General features: G+C 46.1%; 16 protein-coding genes. 14 read left to right on the top strand and 2 right to left on the bottom strand.

The genetic code is table 11. The annotated features are described in order from the left end of the window. Nucleotides 1-4 precede the first annotated feature (4 nt). Entirely contained in the window at nucleotides 5-1,396 is a 1,392-nt protein-coding gene (clcA, locus tag L4C35_RS19630) for a H(+)/Cl(-) exchange transporter ClcA (protein WP_428464490.1), read from the bottom strand. Nucleotides 1,397-1,679: 283 nt separating this feature from the next. On the opposite strand from clcA, the gene hemL reads away from it, so the two are divergent. The 14 genes from hemL to L4C35_RS19560 all read left to right on the top strand — a co-directional run bounded on the left by hemL (nucleotide 1,680) and on the right by L4C35_RS19560 (nucleotide 24,497). After that, on the top strand, nucleotides 1,680-2,978 hold the full coding sequence (gene hemL / locus L4C35_RS19625) for a glutamate-1-semialdehyde 2,1-aminomutase (protein WP_428464489.1): 1,299 nt from the start codon (nucleotides 1,680-1,682) through the stop codon (nucleotides 2,976-2,978). Nucleotides 2,979-3,402: 424 nt separating this feature from the next. Further along, nucleotides 3,403-4,488: an AI-2E family transporter gene (locus L4C35_RS19620; protein WP_428464488.1), complete on the top strand. Its 1,086-nt coding sequence runs from the start codon at nucleotides 3,403-3,405 to the stop codon at nucleotides 4,486-4,488. Between the two features lie 106 nt (nucleotides 4,489-4,594). Next, entirely contained in the window at nucleotides 4,595-5,614 is a 1,020-nt protein-coding gene (gene rsmC, locus L4C35_RS19615; protein WP_428464487.1) for a 16S rRNA (guanine(1207)-N(2))-methyltransferase RsmC, read from the top strand. A 345-nt stretch (nucleotides 5,615-5,959) separates the two neighbouring features. Continuing rightward, entirely contained in the window at nucleotides 5,960-9,346 is a 3,387-nt protein-coding gene (locus L4C35_RS19610; RefSeq protein ID WP_428464486.1) for a response regulator, read from the top strand. A 755-nt stretch (nucleotides 9,347-10,101) separates the two neighbouring features. Continuing rightward, a complete protein-coding gene (locus L4C35_RS19605) occupies nucleotides 10,102-11,781 on the top strand; it encodes an ABC transporter substrate-binding protein (RefSeq protein ID WP_428464485.1) in 1,680 nt (559 codons plus the stop codon). 141 nt (nucleotides 11,782-11,922) lie between these two features. Beyond that, a complete protein-coding gene (locus tag L4C35_RS19600) occupies nucleotides 11,923-12,909 on the top strand; it encodes an ABC transporter permease (protein WP_048900315.1) in 987 nt (328 codons plus the stop codon). A 1-nt stretch (nucleotide 12,910) separates the two neighbouring features. Further along, nucleotides 12,911-13,936 carry an ABC transporter permease gene (locus tag L4C35_RS19595; protein WP_428464484.1) on the top strand — a complete coding sequence of 342 codons (1,026 nt, stop codon included), beginning with the start codon at nucleotides 12,911-12,913 and terminating at the stop codon, nucleotides 13,934-13,936. After that, complete coding sequence (locus L4C35_RS19590) at nucleotides 13,936-14,907, top strand: ABC transporter ATP-binding protein (RefSeq protein WP_428464483.1); 972 nt, start codon at nucleotides 13,936-13,938, stop codon at nucleotides 14,905-14,907. Before L4C35_RS19595 ends, L4C35_RS19590 begins: the two co-directional genes overlap by 1 nt. 26 nt (nucleotides 14,908-14,933) lie before the next feature. Continuing rightward, nucleotides 14,934-15,929 (top strand): ABC transporter ATP-binding protein, encoded by a 996-nt coding sequence (locus L4C35_RS19585; RefSeq protein WP_428464482.1) that lies wholly within the window; start codon nucleotides 14,934-14,936, stop codon nucleotides 15,927-15,929. 91 nt (nucleotides 15,930-16,020) lie between these two features. Continuing rightward, a complete protein-coding gene (locus L4C35_RS19580; RefSeq protein ID WP_428464481.1) occupies nucleotides 16,021-17,757 on the top strand; it encodes a glycoside hydrolase family 9 protein in 1,737 nt (578 codons plus the stop codon). After that, entirely contained in the window at nucleotides 17,750-18,649 is a 900-nt protein-coding gene (locus tag L4C35_RS19575; protein ID WP_428464480.1) for a glucosamine kinase nucleotide-binding domain-containing protein, read from the top strand. Before L4C35_RS19580 ends, L4C35_RS19575 begins: the two co-directional genes overlap by 8 nt. Then, nucleotides 18,649-20,586, top strand: a complete 1,938-nt coding sequence (locus L4C35_RS19570; protein WP_428464479.1) for a beta-N-acetylhexosaminidase — start codon at nucleotides 18,649-18,651, stop codon at nucleotides 20,584-20,586. Before L4C35_RS19575 ends, L4C35_RS19570 begins: the two co-directional genes overlap by 1 nt. A 32-nt stretch (nucleotides 20,587-20,618) precedes the next feature. Next, complete coding sequence (locus L4C35_RS19565) at nucleotides 20,619-23,024, top strand: glycoside hydrolase family 94 protein (protein WP_428464478.1); 2,406 nt, start codon at nucleotides 20,619-20,621, stop codon at nucleotides 23,022-23,024. A gap of 60 nt (nucleotides 23,025-23,084) precedes the next feature. Continuing rightward, complete coding sequence (locus L4C35_RS19560; protein WP_428464477.1) at nucleotides 23,085-24,497, top strand: phosphoglucomutase/phosphomannomutase family protein; 1,413 nt, start codon at nucleotides 23,085-23,087, stop codon at nucleotides 24,495-24,497. A gap of 178 nt (nucleotides 24,498-24,675) precedes the next feature. On the opposite strand, the gene L4C35_RS19555 is transcribed toward L4C35_RS19560, so the two are convergent. Further along, nucleotides 24,676-24,981 (bottom strand): MliC family protein, encoded by a 306-nt coding sequence (locus L4C35_RS19555; protein WP_428464476.1) that lies wholly within the window; start codon nucleotides 24,979-24,981, stop codon nucleotides 24,676-24,678. Nucleotides 24,982-25,945: the final 964 nt, after the last annotated feature.

Here is a 25,945-nt window from a genome sequence, read left to right as displayed (position 1 = left end):
TCGTTCAAGTATTGACCACCTCTGCACGTAATTTTTCTTTTTTAATTGCGCGGTGTAGTAGCTGAGAATAGATCGGTTTACCACCAAGAACCTGCGCCAACATAGTTGCACCAAGGGTAGTAATGATCAGAGGCACGATCAAATGGTAGTTATTGGTCATTTCGATCACCAACAAAATACCGGTAATAGGTGCCCGTACGGTCGCCGCAAACAATGCGCCCATACCTGCTATTGCAAACATTCCTGGTTCTAATCCAAATTCAGGGAACCACGCTTGCGCAATAGAACCAAAGAAGGTGCCAAATAGAGTGCCCAGCGCTAACATGGGCGCAAAAATACCACCCGGAGCACCTGAGCCAAAACACAATAGCGTAGTAGCGACACGCGCTAAGAATAAGATAAATAGTAAGCTAACGCTGTATTTACCATTGGTCGCATCAGGAATAATCGCAATACCACCGCCAGTCAACTCAGGTAAATAAAGCAGTAGCAGGCCAAAACAGCCCCCCAATAAGGTACCAGTGATCAAATAACGACGACGGTCATTGTTGTGAATTCGAGCGAACAGATCTTGAGAAAGGGTCACTAAACGGTTGAAGATCACCCCGAAGACACCAAAAAACATCCCCAGCAAAAGAAACAGCCACAACGATGTCAGCATAGGCGCATCGTATTGCGGCATCGATATCACCGCTTCTTGTCCTCGAATGCTACGAAAGACAATATTGGCCACGATTGCCGAGATCATGACACACTTAATCGAAATCAAGCTATAGCGAAACTGGGGGCGCATTTCTTCGACCACAAACATGATCCCAGCCATCGGCGCATTAAATGCGGCAGCCAAACCACCTGCCGCACCCGCCGCTAATAAAGAGTGGCGACCTTCTTCATCTTTCAAACGAAAAATATCAGTGATCATGCGGCCGATATTTCCCCCCATCTGCACCGTTGGACCTTCGCGACCCAGCACCATGCCAGAGCCTAGCGCCCCTAAGCCACCAATAAACTTCACGGGGATCACTCGCCACCAGCGCACAGGACGAATATCTTCCATCGCCCCTTCAATTTCAGGAATGCCTGAACCCGCCGCTTCTGGCGCAAAACGCTGCACTAAGAAGTAACCCACGAAAGCTAACCCTGCACTCACCATAAATGCGGTTAGCCACAAAGGTAAGCTGCTGCTGATCTCGGCACGTAGCCAATCAGTTCGCTGTTCAGAGACCCAATGCACACCAATTTCAAACAGTGTCCCCATCAAACCTGCGATGACACCAACAATAGCAGCAAGCAGTAACACAGATACTGGGGTTTTATCTTGCGATAAAAAACGCCGCATTAGGCGCGTAGGATGACGACGATGAGCTGTCGCCTGAGGTTGAGCAGGTTCCGTCATGGTTAAACCGTATAAATTAGTAAGCAGCAGAAAGGATAGACACGACTTGTAGAGTCTGTAGTGCAAATCACTGAAAGAATATGCAGCTATTTGCTACTGCAAGCTTAGCCAATACCAGCACAAGTTAACACTCACAATGTTGAAAACTAGCTTTCCATCACTGATCACTGCGTGAGAAATCGAAAAGAACTGCGAAATGGTGACAAACATCCCTAGCGCTGGCGGTTTTCCTTTGGGTACAATGCCGCAGCCTGAATTAAATAAATTAAATAGGACACTACTAATGAGCAAATCAGCAGAATTATTTGCCAAAGCACAAGAAGCCATCCCGGGTGGCGTAAACTCACCAGTCCGCGCATTTGCCGGCGTGGGTGGTCACCCACTATTTATCGAACGTGCTGACGGTGCCTACATTTTCGATGCTGATGGTAAAGCGTACATCGACTACGTTGGCTCATGGGGTCCTATGATTCTTGGTCACAACCATGTTGCTATCCGTGATGCCGTTATCGACGCAGCACAGCGTGGCCTTAGCTTTGGTGCGCCAACTGAAATGGAAATCACCATGGCCGAAATGGTGTCACGCTTAGTGCCATCAATGGAACAAGTCCGCATGGTTAGCTCAGGTACTGAAGCAACCATGAGTGCGATTCGCCTAGCACGTGGTTTCACTAACCGTGACAAAATCATCAAGTTTGAAGGTTGTTACCACGGTCACGCTGACTGCCTACTGGTTAAAGCAGGCTCTGGCGCACTAACACTGGGCCAACCAAGCTCACCTGGCGTGCCTGCTGATTTCGCAAAACACACCTTAACTTGTACCTTTAACGATTTAGAATCAGTACGTACTGTGTTTGCAGAAAACCCAGAAGACGTTGCTTGTATTATCGTTGAACCTGTTGCGGGTAACATGAACTGCATTCCACCTGTACCGGGCTTCCTTGAAGGTCTTCGCGAGATCTGTGACGAGTATGGTGCACTACTGATTCTTGATGAAGTGATGACAGGCTTCCGTGTTTCTCACGGTGGTGCGCAAGGTTACTACAACATCAAACCCGACCTAACCACACTGGGTAAAGTGATCGGTGGCGGTATGCCTGTGGGTGCTTTCGGTGGTCGTAAAGACGTGATGCAATATGTCGCGCCAACAGGCCCAGTTTACCAAGCAGGTACATTGTCTGGTAACCCTGTTGCTATGGCTGCAGGTCATGCGTGTTTAACCGTACTTACCGAAGAAGGCAACGAGCGTCGTCTTTCTCTCACAACTAAACACCTCGCTGAAGGCTTTAAAGCCCTAGCAGAAAAACACGGTATTCCACTTGCAACCAACCAAGTGGGCGCCATGTTTGGTTTCTTCTTCACCACCCAAGAAAACGTAACTTGCTACGAAGACGTGACTAAGTGTGATGTTGAGCGCTTCAAGCGTTTCTTCAACCTTATGCTGAAAAATGGTGTTTACCTTGCACCGTCGGCATACGAAGCATGCTTTACGTCACTAGCACACGGTGACAAAGAGATCGAAGCGACCCTCGCGGCAGCTGATCGTGCATTCGCAACTCTGGCTGAAGAAGCTAACGCGTAAGCGAATTCGTTCAAAATATTACTCAAAGCGCCACGCTCGTCGTGGCGTTTTTTTACCTGCCGTTAAAGAGTAAACGCAATTGAACCACTACTGCCAAGACACTACTGCCAAAACACAACCGCAAGCACGACCAAGCCAAGTAAGATCATTAAAGCAAAAGGCGGGCGGCGTTTAGGTTTTTTATCACACTGGTTATCACAACATCCCATTTAATCCCTCTCTTAGTCGGTTCATTCGGTCAATAACTTTGAAGCTGTTCTATTCTTTGCATTATAACTAAAACAGCCTGGTAGTCTTTTCTTGTCATCACTATTGCATAGACAGAAATTGATGCGATGATAAGCAGTATCGACTGATAATTAACAGCTTATTTCACTGATAGGTGATCAACCTTTCGGTATATTGACCTTGTAAGGACATGAAAGTGCCAAAACCATTTAAAGCCGAATCCAGACATTGGATGTTAATTGTGGCATTGATCATTGCCGCTTATGCCAGCTACCGCCTGATTGAACCTTATTTAGGCCCTATCGTTATGGGCTTCATTATTTCGTTACTTTACTACCCTATTCACGAAAAAATTGAAGCGAAAATGCCCAAGCGCCCTAATAGCGCCGCTATTTTGTCATGCACACTATTAACCTTCATTATCGTGATCCCGCTGCTGGTGGTCTTTAGTTCAATCATTCAGCAAGGCACAACCTTTTCAAAAGGCAGCTATGTTTGGCTAACAAGTGGTGGCGCAGAGCAAATGCTTAACCACCCTTATGCACAGTCAGCCCTTAGCTTAATAGACAAATACTCACCATTTGAAAGCGTCGATGGCCAAGTTATTATCCAGAAGATCGCCTCCGCAGCATCGAAGTTTGGGTCACAGCTCATCAATATGAGCGCCAAATTACTCGGTGATGCCACCAACTTTTTGGTGAGCTTCTTACTGATGCTGTTTGTGTTATTTTTCCTACTGCGTGATCACGAAAAGATGGTGTCGACCCTACGCTTGATTATCCCACTCTCACGTAGCCAAGAAGACACCCTACTTAACGAAGTTGAGCAAGTGGCTAAATCCGCCGTACTCGGGGCATTTCTAACAGCAATAGTACAAGGCTTTGTCGGTGGATTTGCAATGTGGTTAGCAGGATTCCCCGCACTGTTCTGGGGATCGATGATGGCTTTTGCTTCATTTATTCCCGTGGTGGGCACCGCGCTGATTTGGTTACCTGCTTCTATTTACTTATTACTGGTGGATCAATGGGAATGGGCGCTGTTCTTATCCGCATGGGGGATCATTGTCGTGGGATCGATCGATAACGTAGTTCGCCCATTATTGATGCAAGGTAATTCCAGCATGAATACCCTGCTGATCTTCTTCTCTATTTTAGGTGGTTTACACCTGTTTGGCTTAATAGGGATGATTTACGGCCCAATCATTTTTGCCGTGACTGCCGTGTTATTCCATATGTATGAAGTTGAATTTAAAGACTTCCTCGAACAACAAGACCGAAATTAATCGCTAAACCCGCCGTATCAGCCCTGATACGGCGGTGCTCATCTTCCTTTACTGCTGGTTTTATGGAACAATTCGCGCCCTTCGTGATGTTTATTTGAGGCCCATTATGTCCTATACCGCAGCCAGTCAGGTCGTTGCCCGTCAACTTGAGTTTTTTGACAACCGTAAAGTACTCGTCGTCGGTGAACTTAGCGATGACTACCCACTGGCGTTGGTAGACGTTGCGCAGTCTGTATCGGTATTTACCACTAACTATGGCTACCACCGACAAATCAGCCGCTCGAACAAAGTAACCAGCTACTTTGGCGCGGAATTAACCGAAGATTTAGATATCGACATGATCCTACTGTACTGGCCAAAAGCTAAAGCGGAAGCGGATTATTTATTGTCGATGCTATTGGCTAAATTTGGCACTGGCACTGAAATCTGTGTCGTCGGTGAAAACCGCAGTGGTGTGCGTAGTGCAGAAAAAATGTTCACGCCGTACGGCCCACTGACCAAGTATGACTCAGCACGTCGTTGTGGCTTTTATTGGGGCCGTTGCGATAACGAAGTAAAACCGTTTGAACTCTCAGCATGGTTCCGTAATTACCCAATCACAGTCGCGGGTACAGAACTGACCATTCGTTCTTTACCAGGTGTATTTAGCCACGGTGAGTTCGATAAAGGCTCTGAGTTATTGCTTAACACGCTACCTAAGCTACGCGGCAAAGTGCTTGATTTCGGTTGTGGCGCTGGCGTGATCGGTGCGGTCATGAAAACCAATAACCCAAGCATTGAATTAGAACTGTGTGACATCAGCGCACTGGCGATTGAATCAGCCAAAGAGACCTTCAAAATCAATAATCTTGAAGCGAAATTCACTGCAACCGATGTTTATGCCGAATTACCAGGTTCATACAATTACCTGATCAGTAACCCACCGTTCCATGCCGGTTTAAAAACCTTCTATACCGCAACGGAAGACTTTATTGCACAAGCGCCTCAACATCTACACGATGATGGTGCATTGATAATTGTGGCCAATAGCTTCTTACAATATCCACCACTGATTGAGAAAAGTCTTGGTGAGTGTCGCACTGCGGCTAGCACCAATAAATTCAATATTTACGCCGCGAAAAAATAACCTGGCAAGCAGGTTGAAATTGCTCAACCTGCTGCTTATTACGTCATTTATCACGCTTCCCCTCCGTTAAGTCCGTCAATTTTGTGTTTTGACACACGCTTCATCATCCACTTGCTTGATCCCTCAAAAAAACTCAGTATAACAAGTGTACAATGCTCCTTTTATTCGTCGCTTTGTTATCATTACTGGTTTTCTCTTACGCGCAATACGTCAAAATAATATACTGGTAATACAGTTAGTTAAATTGACACCACTGTGCGATCGCTTTTAATTAACCACGTAAAGATTCACAGTATTAACACCCATGCAACTCGCTAAATGATGGCCCTACACGCAGGCAACGCAATGAAAAACACCACCCAATTTAAGCGCCTCCAAAATACCTTAATGACCGCCTTTTTGGTGCTGAGTATTACGCCATTAACGCTGTCAGCAATGTTTTTCATGAACTCTCACACCAAGGATTTGGTTGAGCAAAGCACAACCCACCTCGCATCACTGCTTGAAAATAAAAAGAAGCAACTCAATAACTTCTTTGTCGCGAAAGAATCAGAAGCAAAAAGTTTTGCGCGCTCAGAGCTGGCCAATGCTAGCGGGGGGCGATTTTATGGTTTAGTGGGGGCTTTTCATCAACTGGGTGAGCTGCCAAGCAAACTGGATGACAATAACCGCAGCACCTATTTCACCCATACCCTAACGGAAAAAGGTAAATCGGTTAATAACCACAATACCAACTACATAGGTCACGAACGTTATCGCCTGATGTACAAGCGTTATCATTGGGCATTTGAAGAATACCTCAAACGATCTGACTTCAGTGACATCATGCTGGTCGATATCAAAGGTAATGTGGTGTATTCCGTCAATCACCCTGAACGGTTCGGCATCGGCTTAAATGACCCGCGATTTTCTGGTAATGCGATCAGCAATACTTTTAAAGCCATCAAAGCACAAACTATTGATATACAAGGCCAACCAGAACAGGTGCCGATTGCCTTTACTGATTTCTCCCAAAATAACGGTGAAACGTTACAAACGGCATGGTTTGCTGCACCTGTTATTCAACAAGGCTATCTGCACAGTTACGTCTTTTTTGAACTTAACAACGACAGGATAAGCAGCCTAATTGCCGACTCCACTCCAACCAATAACTATGTTCAAACCGTGCTGGTCGGCAGTGATCATCAACCAAGGATCCCAACCAGTAACAACGATAATGACACCCTTAATAGTGAAAGTATTACTCAAGCTCTCGAAGGTAGCACTGGCGTTGGTAGCTTTTTAAACTTTAGCCAAACCCCGGTACTGAGTGCCTTTTCACCCATCAATGTCCTCGGAAATACTTGGGCATTAGTGGTTGAACTTCCAGAAGAAGAAGCCTTTGCGCGGATCCGCCAGCTTGAGAAGATATTTTTAGTCGCGATGATCACAGCCATTGTATTGGTGATCATTGCATCGCACCTACTTTCAAACTCCATTACAGCGCCACTGCTACGCCTAACCTGGGCCGCAGAGCGCGTATCCGCTGGCGATTTAGACCAGAAAATTGAAGGCGTTGAGCGAAGTGACGAAATTGGTCGCCTTGCCGTTAGCTTTGCGCGAATGCAACGGTCTGTTCGTGAAAAAATCAGCCTGATCCGCGACCAAAATACTGAATTGGAACAAAATCTTAAAGTTATCCAGCAGCAAAACAAAGAACTGCAAGTTACCGATAAGCTTAAAGATGAATTTCTGGCAACCACCTCGCATGAGCTACGAACACCACTCCATGGGATGGTTGGCATTGCTGAATCATTATTAGCAGGCGCTAATGGCCCAGTGCAGGCATCACAACGCCGCCAGCTTGAAATGCTGATCAATAGTGGCCAGCGATTAACAAATCTAGTGGATGATTTATTGGATTACCACAAGATGCGTTATGGCGATCTCGACATCAATAAACATGCGGTGGATCTGTCCTCTGCAACACATCTAGTGCTTGAATTATCACGCCATTTGGTTGGCAATAAACCGATTCGGATCATCAATCAGATCCCTGCTGATTTACCGCCAGTGCTTGCGGATGAACAGCGCCTAGAGCAAGTGCTGTATAACCTGATAGGCAATGCGATTAAATACACCTCAGAAGGAAAAATCGTGCTTTCTGCCATGGTGCTGGAAAACCAAATTCGAGTCCAAGTGGTAGATACAGGTCAAGGGATCCCCCCAGAGCAACTTGAACATATTTTTGAACCTCTCATTCAAGCCAATACGGGGTCGGCACACTATCGCCAAGGCGCTGGGTTAGGCCTATCAATCAGCCGTCAGCTAATCGAATTAATGGGCGGTCGTTTGTATGTCAGCAGCCAACCTATGGTAGGGGCAACCTTTAGCTTCACCCTCAACCTTGCCAGTGAGCAAGATATCGCAGAGAGTAAGCTGGGTCGTAGCAGCCACTTTAAAGCACCAACACTAGGTGTTTCAAGCTGCAAAGATGAAACACTCCCCTCCAACCCTGATGGTGAATTACTGCTGGTTGTAGACGATGAACCCGTCAATTTACAGGTATTGAACAACTTCTTGCGCCTTGAAGGCTACCAAGTATTAACCGCAGAAAGCGGCCCTCAAGCTCTATCATTAATGGAGCACCATCAACCCGCTTTGATCCTACTTGATATCATGATGCCTGAAATGAGCGGCTATGAAGTGTGCCAGCATTTACGTCAACAATACGATTTGCGGGAATTGCCTATCATTATGCTCTCTGCGCTCGGGCAAGTGCAGGATAGAGTGAAAGGCTTTGAATATGGTGCCAATGACTATCTCGCAAAACCTTTTAACAAAGAAGAGCTGATAGCCCGTATTGGCGCACATATCCAAGCAGGGAAAACCGAACAACAACGCCATCAAAACCAATTGCTGCAACAGGAAATTGACCGTCGGGAACAAGTTGAAGAAGGCTTGTTAGAAACCCAAACTCGTCTGATGGGGTTACTTGAATCCACCAGCGAAGCCATCGTTTGTGTGCAAAATGAAGGTCGCGTTCGTTATGCTAATGCCGCAGCAGGAAAGCTCTTTAAACGTGCACCGGAGCAGCTAGAACGCCATACCATTGATGATATTTTGGTAACACACCTGCCCGATGACATCAGTCAAAGCCACCATTTTAATGGCCAGCTTACCTTCCGAATCGGTGATGAGCTCAAGGCACTTGATACTGATGTCATTAATTTACCAGAAGAGTCAGGGCTTAAGCGCATGTTTATTTTTGATAATGTCGGCCCTTCCGCTCAACATAGGATCAGCGAATTAGAAAGTGCTATCGATGTACTGTCGGGGTTTGCCTTTGATGGTGATAGAAATAACCTCCAACAACTGCGTGAATTAGGCGGTGAATTTACCCGTTTAGCCGATAAGCTCGGCAGTGATAACAAAGATAAGGGCAGTATCGTACGAGAACTACTAGTGGATGTGATGAAAACAACACTGTCTACTTGGGAACAAACCACTAAAAAAACCAAATTTGATTTGGCTGAAGAGAGTGGTTTATGGCGAGTCTACCTTGACCGTAGCACCCTGCAAACGCGAACTTTAGATAAATACTTACATGTCGAAACCCTACCGAAAACCCCACGATGGCGTACGGTACTGAGCACTATCAATTTTGTTATGGCGCGCTGTGATGAGCACTCAAACGCTTACCAAACACTATTAATAAAACGCGATAAGCTACAGCACCTGATTACCCAATAAAGCGTGATGCAAACAAGCTCACAGAGACATTGTTTTCTGTGGGCTTTTTTAGGCTCTAACTCCCCCCACACGGTTCCACCTCAGCGACGCCCTAAACCTAGCCATTCAATGCTCCCTAATCCCGCTCATCACCTTAGTAGCGAGTCGTGATTAACAAGCGAGGTGGCAGATATTTCATTAGATAAGCATCACTCAAAAAGACTAATTTCACGCTTGAAAATAGCCTCAGAACGGCAAGAAAACCAGTTAAATTTCACGCTATCCGATGGTGAAAATTAGTGCAAATAAGCGTATTTATCGCCTCCTAAGAAAAATATTGTGGTTTATGAGAAGCGAATCACAACAAATTCTATCGATAAATTTTCCGCAAGGAATTAACTATAAAATAGCTATTGAGTTACATCACAGAAGAAAACAACAGCCATCAAAAACCTTTAAAAACAAAGCCAAACAGGTTTGCAAGCACTAACAAAACCAATGTAACGCCGAGCAACAAACGTGACCTAAAACACACTCTTTCACGGCCTCGATACTATCACCAAATCGCAAAATAACGTTTTTAACGTCACTTTTTAATATTTTAACGTTTTTAACGAGCGAGCAGATTGACGATTTTCCGTTTCAAGCGTTTCCTTAAGGGACTGAGAGCCTACACGACCATTTGAAAAAACCACGGTTGGTTTCCTTCATAGTAGGTTCGATATGTCCGGAACTTATTTCCATTAAGTGAAACTAAGCACAAGTAAGGAACAGCTATGCTTGCCAATATTAAGAAAACCAAGTTAGCACTTGCGGTAGTTGCCGCTGCTACAACAGTATTCACAGCGCCAATTGCCGCTGCTGCTGATCGTAGTGAACTGACTATGGTACCTAAGTTCTACCCTACATTTGTTCGTAACTTTAACCCTTACCTACAAACTCAATTGGATACCGTTCAAGATTTTATCTACGAGCCACTTGTTGTATTCAATGAGCTAAAAGGTAATCAGCCAGTCATGCGTTTGGCGAAAGACTACTACATGTCTGACGACCTAATGAAAGTGACATTTGAAATTCGCGATGGCGTGAAATGGTCTGATGGTAAGGCCTTCTCAGCACAGGATGTAGCCTTTACTTTCAACATGCTAAAAGAGCACCCAGAGCTTGACCGTACGGGTATCAACAAGCGCCTAAAAAGCGTGAAAGCATCTGGCGATAAAGTCACGTTTGAACTAACAGAAGCAAACTCAAGCGTCCCTTACTTGATTTCTAAAGTCTCTGTTGTTGCTAAGCACGTTTGGAGCAAGGTTGACGATCCAACTCGCTTTACCAACACCAACCCTGTCGGTACTGGTCCATTTACAGAAATCGAAACATTCACTCCACAGCTTTACACCCAATGTCGTAACCCTAACTACTGGGATAATGGCAACCTAGACGTTGATTGTCTTCGCCTACCACAAGTTGCAGGTAATGATCAGTTCCTAGGTCAGGTTCTAAGTGGCCAATTTGACTGGACTTACTCTTTTATTCCTGATGTAGATAGCACATACGCAGCGGCTAGCCCGAACAATAAATACTGGTACCCAGCAGGTGGTAGCCAAGCATTTATGTTCAACTACAAATCGCCAAATGCGGGTAACGCCGAAGCGATCAACAACATCGATTTCCGCCGTGCCTTCTCTATGGCTATCGACCGTGAAACTATCATCGATATCGCTTTCTACGGCGGTGGTGTAGTGAATGATTATGCTTCAGGTCTTGGTCAAGCATTCGAGTCATGGTCTGACGAAAAAGTACATAACAAGTACAAGCCTTACATGACTTACAACGTTAACAATGCCAAAGCTCTACTGAAAAAAGCGGGCTTTAAAGATCGTAACGGCGATGGCTTTGTTGAAACACCATCGGGTAAAAAACTTGAACTAGTTATTCAATCACCAAACGGTTGGACTGACTTCAACAACACAGTACAGCTAAGTGTTGAAATGCTAGAAGAAGTGGGTATCAAAGCGAAAGCAAGCACACCTGACTTCTCGGTATACAACCAAACGATGCTAGATGCGAAGTACGATGTGGCTTACACCAACTACTTCCACGGTGCGGATCCATACACTTACTGGGATAGTGCATACCACTCACGCTTCCAAGCAAACGAAGGTATGCCTCGTTTCGCCCTTCACTACTGGAAGAGCGCAGAGCTAGACAAGCTACTTGATGGCTTCTACAAAACGGCAGACCGTGATGAGCAAATCAGCATGGCGCATAAAATCCAGAAAATCATTGCAGAAAACCAAGTAACGGTACCTGTTATGTCTGGTGCGTACACTTCTCAATACAACACCTCTCGCTTTACGGGTTGGTGGAATGAGAAGAATCCGAAAGGTCGTCCAATGCCAATCACCAACACGCAAGAACGTCTGCTACAAGTACTTGATCTAAAGCCTAAAGCATAATTTAGGTAACTAACTTGCGGTGTGCACCTTGCGCACCGCCTCTTCCCCCACTCTTTTGAAAGTTATGGCGCTTTGCGTCAGGGGGATTTCTGTCCTGAATCTAGCACAGGGATTAAATGCTGGATGATTAAGGTGTGAGTTATGGGATTCTTTATACGTCGGTTATCGTTTTATTTGATAGCACTTTTATTTGCAATAACACTGAATTTTATTTTGCCGCGAGCCATGCCGGGTGATCCCGTGACAATGATGTTCGCTAATGCGTCTGTGCAAGTGACCCCAGAGCGTATTGCGGCAATGAAAGAACTGCTGGGCTTTGTTGATGGCCCTATCTACCAGCAATACTTTATTTACCTTAAAGGTATTCTTGCTTGGGATCTGGGTATCTCTATCCAAACCTTCCCACAAACCGTAAACGAAGTCATGGCTGGCGCAGTGGGCTGGTCACTATTTCTTGCAGGTACTGCTGTTATCTTGGCTTTCTGTTTAGGTTCTGTATTGGGTATTTACGCAGCATGGAAACGCGGCAGTAAATACGATGCATTTATTTCACCAGGGATGATGGTTGTTCAAGCCGTTCCCCCTGTTGTTGTTGCCATGCTGGTGCTCTATACCTTTGCTATCGGCACCAAATGGTTCCCGTCAACCTACGCTTACACCGCGGGCACCACACCAGACTGGACCAGCTGGGCATTCCTTAAGGATGTGGCTTACCACGCCGTACTGCCTCTGTTCTGTGCCACCATCATTCAAATCGGCGGCTTCTTGATCAACATGCGTAATAACATGATCAACTTGCTAAACGAAGACTACATCACGATGGCAAAAGGTAAGGGCCTGAGTGAAAGTCGCGTGGTATTCAACTACGCCGCACGTAACGCCATGCTACCGAGTGTAACGGCTCTATCGATGGCATTGGGTATGGCTATTGGTGGTCAGCTCATTATCGAGATGATCTTTAACTACCCAGGCCTAGGCACCGTACTACTCAACGCCATCAAAGCGCGTGACTACCAAGTCCTGCAAGGTCAGCTACTGATTATGACGCTGTTTATGCTGTTCTTTAACTTCTTGGCCGACATCCTCATCGTGGCACTGGACCCTCGCCTACGTAAAGGAGGCAAATAATATGAAAGGTTTAATTAAATTACTCTCAGGGAACCCTAAAGCACTGGTTGGGTTATCGATTATCTTAATCTTTATTTTTGGTGCCATTTTTGCCCCTGTGATCACCGAACATGCACCTAACAAACGTACAGGTAATCCACACGAGTACCCTGCATTTGTTGTTAAAGCTGCGCAAAATAACCCTGACGGATGGGTGGCAACCAACCTTGCAGATAGCAAACGTACACTGCGCATGTCAAAAGATGCTGAGCATGTACTTGGCACCACACGTATGGGGCGAGATGTCTGGTCACAAGTGGTTTACGGGGCGCGTACATCTCTCGCTGTTGGCTTTGGTGCCGGTATCATGGTGTGTTTCCTTGCCACCATAATCGGGGTCTCTGCAGGCTACTTTGGCGGACGGGTTGATGACATTCTTTCTGCTGCCATGAACATCATGCTGGTTATACCGCAAATGCCTTTACTGTTTGTGATTGCCGCCTTCATTGGTGAAGCAGGCCCAACCACGATTGCATTGGTGATTGGTATTACCTCCTGGGCTTGGGGCGCGCGGGTTGTCAGAGCGCAAACCCTATCAATCCGTGAAAAAGAATTTATCAAAGCCGCTGAAGTACTTGGAGAATCCTCGGCCCGTATCATCTTTGTTGAGATTCTACCCAACCTGATCTCTATCGTGGGTGCAAGCTTCATTGGCTCAGTGATGCTCGCCATCATGACCGAAGCAACCTTGTCCTTCCTGGGTCTCGGTAACCCAAGCACCATTAGTTGGGGCATCATGCTGTACAACGTGCAAACCTCATCATCAATGCTCGTCGGGGCATGGTGGGAGCTATTGGTGCCATGTATGGCGTTAACCTTTATTGCGGTTGGCCTTGCGTTACTTAACTTCGCTGTCGATGAAATTGCTAACCCACAACTGCGTTCACACAAAGGCATGCGCCGTTGGAAGAACTTAGCAAATAAAAAAGAAAAAGCACCAGCAATGGCAGAAGCTCCACAACCCGCTCTTCAAGGAGGCGATAAATAATGACTAATCCACAAATCTCCATTCGCAATCTCTGCGTGGATTACATTACTGATGCTGGCGATGTCCGCGCCGTCAACAACGTCAGTTTCGATATTGGCAAAGGTGAAATCTTTGGCCTTGCCGGTGAATCTGGTTGTGGTAAATCGACCGTTGCGATGGCGCTGATGCGCCTTCATAAGCCACCAGCATTTATCACCGGTGGTGAGGTGATTTTCGATGGACAGGGTGACATTTTAAACCTCAGCGAACCAGATATGACAGCCTTTCGCTGGAGTCAAATGTCAATGGTATTCCAGAGTGCGATGAATGCACTCAACCCTGTATTGACCATGGAAGACCAATTCTGTGACGTGCTAATGCGCCACACTAACATGAGCCGCAAAGATGCTATTCGTCGTGCACAAGGCTTACTCGAAATTGTTGATATTCACCCTGATCGTCTGCGCGATTACCCGCACCAATTTTCAGGTGGTATGCGTCAACGCTTAGTGATTGCTATCGCCCTCGCGCTCAATCCTAAGATGATCATCATGGATGAACCAACCACCGCGCTTGATGTGGTGGTACAGCGTGAAATTCTACAAAAGATCTATGCACTCAAAGAAGAGTTTGGCTTTTCGATCTTATTCATCACTCATGACTTATCGCTAATGGTCGAGTTCTCCGATCGCATTGGCATCATGTACTCAGGTGAGCTGGTCGAGGTCGCGCCATCAAAAGAAATACTGGAAAAACCGTTCCACCCTTACACCGAAGGCTTGGGTAGCTCATTCCCACCACTAACGGGGCCCAAAACGCGATTAACAGGTATCCCAGGTAACCCATTGAACTTACTGGAAGTTCCACAAGGTTGTCGCTTCCAAGCGCGTTGTAGCAAAGTCCATGGCGCATGTTCTAGCATCCCTACTCAACTTCGTCAGCTAGAGCCACATCGCTTTTCAAACTGCCACCTTTTCAATAAAAGCAGTTAATAAAAAGAATTCAGTAAGGAAACATGATGAGCAAGCCAACAGGATCACCAATTATTGAAGGGAAGAATCTCGTAAAAGATTTTCCCGTCAACAGTAACTCATTAAAGAAATCAATGATGCGGGCCATCAATGACGTCTCATTCAAAATGTACAAAAGCCGCGGCTTATCCGTGGTGGGAGAATCAGGCTCAGGTAAATCAACCACAGCAAAAATGATTGCCAAAATGTACGCGCCAACGTCAGGCCACATTGAGTACTTTGGCCGCGACATTGCAGAGATTGAAAACCATCAAGATCTGATGCAATACCGCCAAGGCGTGCAAATGGTATGGCAAGACCCGTTCGGGTCATTAAACCCAACCCATACCATTTTCCACCACATTGCGCGCCCTTTGTTAATCCATAACAAAGTCAGCAAAACCAATAAAAAAGAGCTGGAAGAACACGTCTACAGCTTGCTTGAACAAGTGGGGCTGATCCCACCCAAAGAAACTGCAGCAAAATACCCGCACCAGTTATCAGGCGGTCAACGCCAGCGGGTTAACCTTGCACGTAATATCGCAGTAGGCGCAGAGGTCGTACTGGCCGATGAACCAACCTCAATGCTGGATGTATCGATTCGAGCGGGTGTGCTTAACCTGATGGAAGAGATGAAGTTCGAGCGAGAAATGGCGCTGCTCTACATCACTCACGATATCGCTACCGCGCGTTACATTGCTGAAGATCTCGCCGTGATGTATGTCGGTCACATGGTCGAGTGGGGAGATACCGAAGAGATTATTCACGATCCACAACACCCATACACCCAACTACTGGTGTCTGCGGTCCCTGATCCTAGCAAGTCGATCCACGAAAAACTCAAAGGTAATAAGGGTGAGATCCCATTGTGGACACCAGAAAGCCTAGGTTGCCCATTTGCAGGACGTTGTACTCATGCAACCGAGCAATGCCGTGACAAACTGCCGAGTATCACTCAACTCTCTGACAACCACTTTGTTCGTTGTTATTTATACGAAAAATAAATGGGAAATAAGTCCTAACACCCATTCACACGCAGTAAGAAATACTTTAGTAATCTGACCGCTTTCACCCAAAGCGGTCAAGGGAGGAAACATGCAGCTGTTAATCAATCATCTAGGCTATGAGCGTATTGGCGTGAAACACGCACTTATTCAGACCAACACTGAATGTACAATCAGCACGGCGCAATTAGTCTGTCGTACAGATGGCGAATCGGTCATACAGCTGCCAATTGCCCACTGTGGCAAAGTTGATCAATGGCATACCGGCGATATATATCGTATCGATTTCAGCCATATTCAAACCGATGGCGAATATTATCTGCGTGTTGGCGATTCACACTCAGCTTCTTTTCAAATTGCCGAAGGTCTGTTGATGAATCGTACATTCAGCGACGTTATTCACTACTTCAAATCCCAACGTTGTAGTGGTCAGTATGATCTAGCTGATCAAGCCGCGCCCTTATTGAATAGCGATAAAACCGTGGATGTCCGTGGCGGTTGGTACGATGCATCGGGTGATGTCAGCAAATACCTCAGTCACCTTTCTTACGGTAATTACTTAAACCCACAACAAATTCCTATGGTTGTGTGGAATATGGCCCATGCCTATTCGCAACTAGAAGATGAGCAAGATACTGCTGATTTTACTCGCGTCCGTTTATTAGAAGAGCTGCTGCATGGTGCTGATTTCTTATTGCGTATGCAATCACCGCAAGGCTACTTCTACATGACAGTCTTCGACAAATGGAGTAAATCAACCCGTCAACGCGACATCTGCGCTTATACTTCGCAAAATGGTGACAAAACAGCAGATTACCACGCAGGATTCCGCCAAGGTGGTGGTGTAGCGATTGCCGCTCTGGCTGCTACGGCGCATTTATCACAGCAACAATCTGTCAGCCGTATTTCGCCCGATTACGCGATATCAAGCCTGGATTACCTTGCCGCAGCCTGCAAAGGTTACTGGCACTTAAAAGAACATAACACGCAATACCTTGACGATGGTGTAGAGAATATCATCGATGAATATTGCGCCCTTTTAGCCAGTGTTGAATTATACAAAGCCACCGAACAAACCGTCTTTCTTGATGAAGCGCGCGATTGGGCTGCTCGCCTGAGTGCTCGCCAATGTTCAGATGATCAACAGGCGCACTTTTGGTCAGCCACCCAAGATGGTTCTCGTCCTTTTTATCATGCAGCAGAAGCTGGATTACCCGCTATCGCCTTAATGCGCTACCTCAGCATTGAGAGTAAAAATGAACATTACCAGCCAATTGCGACAACCTTACAGCAGGCGCTGCAATTTGAGCTAACCATTACGCACCAAGTGAATAACCCCTTTGGCTACCCTCGCCAATACACCAAAGCGGTCGATGGTGAGAAGCAAAGTGCTTTTTTCATTCCTCATCACAATGAAACTGGCTACTGGTGGCAAGGTGAGAATGCCCGTATCGCTTCATTAGCGGCAATGGCCTTTATGGCACAAACCTATATTGAAGATCCTCAGTTAGCCCGCCAACTGAAAGACTATGGCCACCAAGCCCTTAACTGGATTGTGGGGCTGAACCCTTTTGATATGTCGATGCTTGATGGCCACGGCCGCAACAACCCCGATTACTTACCCCACCTTGGGTTTTATAACGCCAAAGGTGGCGTCTGTAATGGGATCACATCAGGGTTTAGTAACGAGCATGATATTGCCTTTAATCCTGACCCACAAAAAGATGACATGCTCCAAAATTGGCGCTGGGGGGAGCAATGGATCCCTCATGGTGCATGGTATTTGTTAGCTATTACATTGCAATATAAGGAGCGCTACCATGCATAACACGACTCGTTTTCTGGTTGGGATTGATGGCGGCGGTACGTCATGCCGCGCCCGTATTTGCGACCTTAATGGCGCACTACTTGGCGAAGCGAAAACAGGCAGCGCGAATATTTTATTAGGCGCTGACGTGGCGCTCAATTCAATCAATGAGGCGATCGCGCTTGCCACTGCCCAGGCCAATTTAACCGCAGACAATTATTGTGAAATGTCTGTGGGTCTCGCCCTCGCGGGCGCGGAACAGAAAAAAGCCTGGTATGCCTTTATGCACCAACCTACGCCATACGGTGCGGTGACATTAAATACTGATGCTTACGGTGCCTGTTTAGGTGCATGGGGCGGTAACGATGGTGCCATTCTCATTGGTGGCACAGGATCATGCGGCATTTTCATTAACAAGGGCCAGCAACACATCGTCGGTGGTCGTGAATTCCCTATTTCAGACCAAGGTGGCGGTGCTGTCATGGGGCTTCGTCTTATTCAGCAAGTGCTATTGAGCGTTGACGGCATCATAGAATCAACGCCGCTGACCCAACATGTATTGCAGCACTTTAACCATGATGTCGATGCCATTGTGGATTGGTCTAAAACCGCACGTCCTTGTGACTACGGCCAATTCTCGCCACAAATATTTGCTCTTGCTAACGAAGGAGATCGCTTAGCCATCGAGCTATTGCAGCAAACAGCACGAGATACTGAAATGTGGATGCAGGCATTAATCAAGCGTGGCGCTAACCAAATTTGCTTGATGGGAAGCATAGCTGAGCGCATTCACCCTTGGTTAACCCCGCCCATGCAGCAACGCCTTGCTCAACCTCAAGGTGATGCAATGGATGGCGCGATCGCCATGGCACGCGCTAATCACAACCTTTACTCATTGAGTGAGGAGGCATGATGAGCTTTCGCCTTGATATGACAGTGATAGCCAAAACAGAGTCATCAACTCGCTTTGCGCTCACACTGCACAACCTCACCGATAGCGCGTTAAAACATTGGGTGCTGCACTTTGCGAATAGTCGTAAAATCAATGCAGCATCGTTTGCTAACGGACACCTTGAGCAAAATGGTAGCTATTGTGTCTTTACACCCAATGGTGAGCCAGTATTAGCGCCGAACTCCAGTTTCTATACTGAGTTTAAAATGAATACCACCGCTTTTTCATTTCATGATGACGGTATTAATGATGCGTTCTTAACCAGTAAAACAGGGCAAGAAAAAGAGCAGAGACTATTGGATCCTATTCCCGTAGAAGTGACCACTGTCGATTTGGGCTCCTCTCCGATAGATCGCTACATCACACCATTACACCCAGCAAAAGCCATCAATATCATCCCTGTACCCGCTCAACTTACCGCGTTATCGGGTCAATTTACTTTATCAGCTACAACTATCATCGCCCAAGCCGATCCTCGTGCTGAAAACGCTATCCGCTGGCTACAATCGGAACTAGAGCAACACTTTGCCATCCAGTTAACCTTACAACGCGATGGCCATATTCATTATCAGTACAGTGAAAAAGTCGATCAAGATGGCTACCATTTGTTGATCGAAGAAGATCATATTTGGTTGCAAGCAAGCACACCGGCAGGTTTTGTTCATGCAACCGCAAGCTTGCTTCAATTGCTTCCTCTACATGCCGATTCTCAGCTCAACTATAGCGTACCTATGGTCGAAATCACTGACCAGCCGCATCATCACTATCGCGGCATGATGCTTGATTGCGCCCGTCATTTTCATCCGTTACCGCGTTTAAAAAGCTTCATCAATCAATTGGCTCGCTACAAATTCAATGTCTTCCATTGGCACCTAACCGATGATGAAGGGTGGCGACTCGAAATCGATGCTTATCCCGAGCTCACCGCTATTGGTGCATGGCGTGGCCCGAACGAAAAACTAGAGCCACAATACACAAACCTCATGCAGCGTTATGGGGGTTTTTACAGTAAAGATGATGTCCGCGAATTAATTCAATATGCGAGCGATCGCGGGATCACTATCATCCCTGAAATTGATATTCCTGGGCATTGCCGCGCAGCGATTAAATCCTTACCGCACCTATTGCTAGACGTTAATGACCAATCGCAATACAACAGCGCCCAAAATTATAGCGACAACATCTTATCAGCGGCTTTACCTGGCACGTATGAATTTATAGCAACGGTACTGCAAGAAGTGGCTGAGCTATTCCCTGCCCCTTATGTCCATATAGGAGGCGATGAAGTACCTACTGGCGCATGGGAGAAAAGTGAAGCATGCCAAGCATTCATGGCGGAACATAACTACCATGACCCAATGGCACTGCAAAGCCACCTATTACGTTTCGCCGATGAAATCCTACAGGCCAAAGGCAAACGCATGATGGGCTGGGAAGAAGTGACCAAGGGTGGACAAATTGATAACCGCACCGTTATTTACTCTTGGCTCAGTGAAGAAGCAGGACTGACATCAGCGCAACAAGGCTTCGATGTCATCATGCAACCCGCTCAATTCACTTACCTCGATCTGGTCCAAGGCTACTCCCCTGATGAGATGGGGGTCGATTGGGCGGGTAAGTTACCTCTCGATAAAGTTTATAGCTATCACCCACTTGCCGAACTTTCACCCCATGATCCTATTCACAAAAAAATCATGGGGATCCAAGGGGCATTATGGTGTGAGCGGATCCATACCCAACAACGTTTTGACCACATGCTCTACCCCCGCTTATTAGCTTTGGCGGAGGTCTGCTGGAGTCAGCCTAATTTACGACACTGGGACGACTTCACCGCTCGTCTTAATGGTCAACTTAAATATTTAGATACGGTCGGTATCCAGTACCGCCACTGTGAATAACACAGCATCGAACAGTAAAAGGATAGTTACACATGAAATACGGCTATTTTGATAACGACAACCGTGAATACGTCATTACCCGACCAGATGTCCCAGCACCTTGGACTAACTACCTCGGCACGGAAAAGTTCTGTACTGTGATTTCTCATAATGCAGGCGGCTACTCGTTCTATAACTCACCAGAGTACAATCGCGTCACTAAATTCCGTCCGAACGGCACCTTTGATCGACCAGGACACTATGTTTACCTTCGCGATGATGAGACTGGCGATTACTGGTCTATCTCATGGCAACCTGTCGCAAAAAGCTTAGAAGAAGCCTCCTACGAGGTGCGTCATGGCTTATCCTACTCAACATTTAAGTGTGACTATAACGGCATCAAAGCCCAAAAAACCTTGTTTGTACCTAAAGGAGAAGATGCTGAAATTTGGGATGTTGTGCTTAAAAATGACAGCGATAAGCCTCGTACTATCAGTGCATTTTCATTTGTGGAGTTTTCATTTAGCCATATTGAATCCGATAACCAAAACCACCAGATGAGTCTCTACTCTGCGGGTACGTCTTATCAACAAGGTGTGATCGAATACGACCTGTATTACAACACCAATGATTTCGAAGGCTTCTACTACCTAGCTTCAACCTTTGATCCTGACAGCTACGATGGCCAACGTGATAGCTTCCTTGGTTTATACCGTGACGAGTCAAACCCGATTGCCGTTGAACAAGGCCAATGTAATAACAGCGCACAAACCTGTTACAACCATTGTGGTTCACTACATAAGCAATTTGTGATTCAGCCAGGTGAAGAAGTTCGCTTCGTTTATATCCTTGGTTTAGGTAAAGGCAACGGTGCGCGACTACGTGAAAAATACCAAGATCATGCCAATGTTGATGCCGCTTTTGCTGGGATCAAAGCTCACTGGGATGAGCGCTGTGCCAAGTTCCAAGTGAAATCGCCTAACGAAGGTTTAGATACCATGCTGAACACGTGGACCCTTTACCAAGCAGAAACCTGTGTGGTTTGGTCTCGTTTTGCGTCATTTATCGAAGTGGGCGGACGTACAGGCTTGGGCTATCGTGATACTGCCCAAGATGCCATGGCTGTTCCACATTCCAACCCAGAGATGACCAAAAAACGCCTCGTGGATCTACTCCGTGGCCAAGTAAAAGCAGGCTATGGTTTGCACCTGTTTGATCCTGATTGGTTCGACCCAGAAAAAGCGGACGTTGCACCATCAAAGTCACCGACGGTTGTACCAACACCGAGTGATGAAGATAAAATCCATGGTATTGAAGATACTTGTTCCGACGATCACTTATGGATAGTGCCAACCATCTGTAAATACGTGATGGAAACAGGCGAAACCGAATTCTTCGACCAAGTCATTCCTTATGCCGATGGTGGCGAAGCAACCGTATACGACCACATGAAAGCAGCACTCGACTTCACCGCTGAACATGTAGGGCGAACAGGTATAGCCAAAGGTCTGCGTGCAGACTGGAACGACTGCCTAAACTTAGGTGGTGGCGAATCTTCGATGGTGGCTTTCCTTCACTATTGGGCTATCACCGAGTTTATTGAACTCGCAAAATTCCTCGGTAAAGATGACGATATCGCCCGCTACCAAGACATGGCTGGTGGCGTGAAGCATGCGTGTGAAACGCACTTATGGGATGAAAATGGTGGCTGGTATATCCGCGGTATTACCAAAAATGGCGATAAAGTGGGTACTAACGAACAAACCGAAGGTAAGGTTCACCTTGAATCGAATACTTGGGCCGTAGTTTCTGGTGCTGTAACGCAAGAGCGTGGTGAGAAAGCGATGAACGCAGTTGATGAGTACCTCTACTCAGACTTCGGCCTTCACCTCAATGCACCGTCATTCGCCACCCCTAATGATGATATCGGCTTTGTGACTCGCGTATACCAAGGCGTTAAAGAGAATGGCGCTATCTTCTCTCACCCTAACCCTTGGGCATGGGTAGCCGAAGCCAAGCTAGGCCGTGGTGATCAGGCAATGAAATTCTACGATGCCTTAAACCCATACAATCAAAATGACATGATTGAAACACGTATAACTGAACCTTATTCCTACGTGCAGTTCATCATGGGTCGCGACCATCAAGATCACGGTCGTGCCAACCACCCTTGGCTAACCGGCACCTCTGGCTGGGCTTACATTGCAGCAACGAACTACATTCTCGGCGTGCGTTTAAGCTTTGATGGTTTGATTGTCGATCCATGTATTCCAAAAGATTGGCCTGGCTTTGAAGTCACTCGCCAATGGCGTGGTGCGACCTTCAATATCACTGTTGAAAACCCAGCTAACGTTAGTAAGGGCATAGCCTCTATAACCCTCAATGGCAACGCTATTTCAGGTGCCATTCCCGTACAAGCAGCAGGCTCAGTGAATACCGTTACTGTCGTCATGGGCTAATACTTTTTTAGGGGAGACTTTCTCCCCTTATTTTGAGATCGAGAGAAATAGGAGTTCCACATGATCAAGTTTGGAACAGGCGGCTGGCGGGCCCTGATTGGTGAAGAGTTCACCAAAGACAATGTTAGATTAGTAGCGCAAGCTCTCGCCAATATTATGCAAACAGAACAAGTGCAAGCAAATGGCTTTGTGATTGGCTACGATCGTCGTTTTCTATCTGATAAAGCCGCAGCTTGGTTTGCTGAGGTTTTAGCGGGCAATGGCATCAAAGTTAGCTTTATCAATAAATACGTGCCAACCCCGATAGTAATGTTTAAGTCAAAAGCGATGGGTGCAACCTACTCCGCGTGCATCACGGCTTCACACAACCCTGCTGATTACAACGGCATAAAAGTCTTCATTGAGGGGGGAAGAGATGCAGACGAGATCATCACTGAAAAGATTGAACAGCAAGTTGCTCAAATCACGCAACAATCCATTCAGTCGGTTGAATTTGAAACCGCTCAGCGCGATGGGTTAATTGAAGTCATCAACCCAATGAACGAGTTTGTTGATTCCATCATCAACTTTATCGATATTGAAGCGATCAAGAAAGCCAACCTGCGTGTTGTTATAGACCCTATGTTTGGGGTAGCCAAAAATGCCCTTCAAACCGTATTAATTTCAGGCCGTTGTGATGTCGATGTGATTAATGACGGTCAAAACCCCTCCTTTGGTGGACTGATGCCATCCCCCAATGCGGCAACCCTATACCGTCTCAAGCATATTGTTGCTCATGAAGGTTACGACATTGGAATCGGCACCGATGGTGACGCCGATAGACTCGGTATCATTGATGAAAAGGGTAACTTCATCCACCCGAATGAAGTGTTATTACTGCTTTACTATTACTTACTAGAGTACAAAGGTTGGAAGGGATCTGTGGTACGCAACATAGCAACCACTCACCTGCTGGATAAAGTCGCTCATGCTCATGATGAGCAATGCTTTGAAGTGCCTGTTGGCTTTAAACATATCAGCTCACAAATGGAAGCGGATGATTCGTTACTGGGTGGTGAAAGTTCGGGTGGCCTAACTATTCGTGGCCATATTAAAGGGAAAGATGGCGTATTTGCATCAAGCTTACTGGTTGAAATGATCAGTGTAACAGGGAAGAAACTCTCTGAGATGCTCGATGAAATCTATGATAAATATGGTTATGCCTACACCGCTGAAGGCGACTGCACTTTCAAAGCATCGGAAAGGGAAAGCCTTTACAACAAGATTTATATCGACAAACAGCTTCCTGAATTTACAGATGAAATAGAGAAAGTCAGCTACGCTGATGGCGCTAAAGTGTACTTCAAAAATGGCGGTTGGGCACTAGCTCGCTTCTCTGGCACAGAGCCATTGCTACGCATTTTTGTCGAAATGGAGAACAAAGAAAGAGCAGAAGCAGTACTTGAAAAAATGCGTAAGTTTTTACTTATGTAGTTCCCCCGAATAGCACGTTATAGACCAGTTATGCCGTGCTATTACAGCCTAGTAATAGGTCAATGTTGAGTCCTTCGGTAACCACATTGTTGTGTTACTTTATCGCTCCCTACTGGATTCAGGTTTTCGCGAACAGGGTGGCTATTCAGCCACCCTTATTTTCACCCATTCGCGTATCTCACTCTTCAGCCATACAACCCTCTAAGCGATATTCATCCCACTCCAGTAACGCCTCATCTCCTTTGGTAAACAATAAAGTTTCACCGGATATATCCTGATATTTCGCACCCGATCCCGAAGGGTAATATTGCAAAGTTCGGACATCATTTAAATAATAAATGACGGCAGACTCTACCGTTGGATAACGCACAGTAAAAAATTGGCCAGCAGGGCAACTGTAATTAATCTCAACTGGAAAAGCAGATTGATCAACGGAGCACCCCACTATTAAGTAACCTATGGCAAGAATAATCAATCTACGCATTCATAGCTCCTTAGCTTCGAGTACAACACATCATCAATAATGAGTGTAGATAAGATCCCTACATATCAATAACAAAAAGCCCCTGTAATGGTGAGCACATTACAGGGGCCTTCATAATTTAAGTCATTATTACAATTAAGCTTGGGTCTTCTTCTTTTTATATAGCCCGTATGCAACCACAGCAGGACCAACTACAAGCATTCCCATTCCGACGCACGCCAGAGCGGTCATCACTAACATTTCAAACTCAGACATATTTACCTCGTTGACTTTACTTTCGTTGATTTGTTTTCTTTTAAGCGTATTTGTCGCCTTTATTTAAACAATACGATAACAAAATAAACATCAAAAACAAATAGTTAACAATGAACAGCCAGATCAGAATCATTAATAGGTGAAGTGCGATTATGAAGAATTAAAACATTTTATCGCAAAGATAATGTAGAGAAGAAACTCTATATAAAACAACCCTATGAACACAGCGTTTTTACCAAGCAATAGACGTAAAAAAGCCCGAGTCGCACTTTCTTATTTGCGAACAAAAGGGGGCTTAGTATCAGTGGTGGAGCGGACGGGACTTTATATAGATAAACTGCCACACCGAAAATCAGCGCACCCCTCGGCGTGATAGGCCGCTGCCTTCAAGGTAAAGAGACTAACCAACTGAACGACCGCTCAGCGAGACCTTTCATAAATTTCAGACGTAAAAAAGCCCGAGTCGTACTTTCTTATTTGCGAACAAAAGGGGGCTTAGTATAAGTRGCGGAGCGGACGGGACTTTATATAGATAAACTGCCACACCGAAAATCAGCGCCCCCGGCGTGATAGGCCGCCGCCTTCAAGGTAAAGAGGCTAACTAACTGAACGACCGCTGCCGCGCTATGATTAGCCAAAGTACAAACGTAAAAAAGCCCAAGTCGTAAGACTCGGGCTTAGTATAAGTGGCGGAGCGGACGGGACTTTA

This window comes from Photobacterium kagoshimensis (assembly GCF_050337045.1).
GTDB lineage: Bacteria > Pseudomonadota > Gammaproteobacteria > Enterobacterales > Vibrionaceae > Photobacterium > Photobacterium kagoshimensis.
The sequence above is the reverse complement of the archived record's forward strand: the minus strand, read 5'-3'. Positions and strand labels throughout refer to the sequence as shown.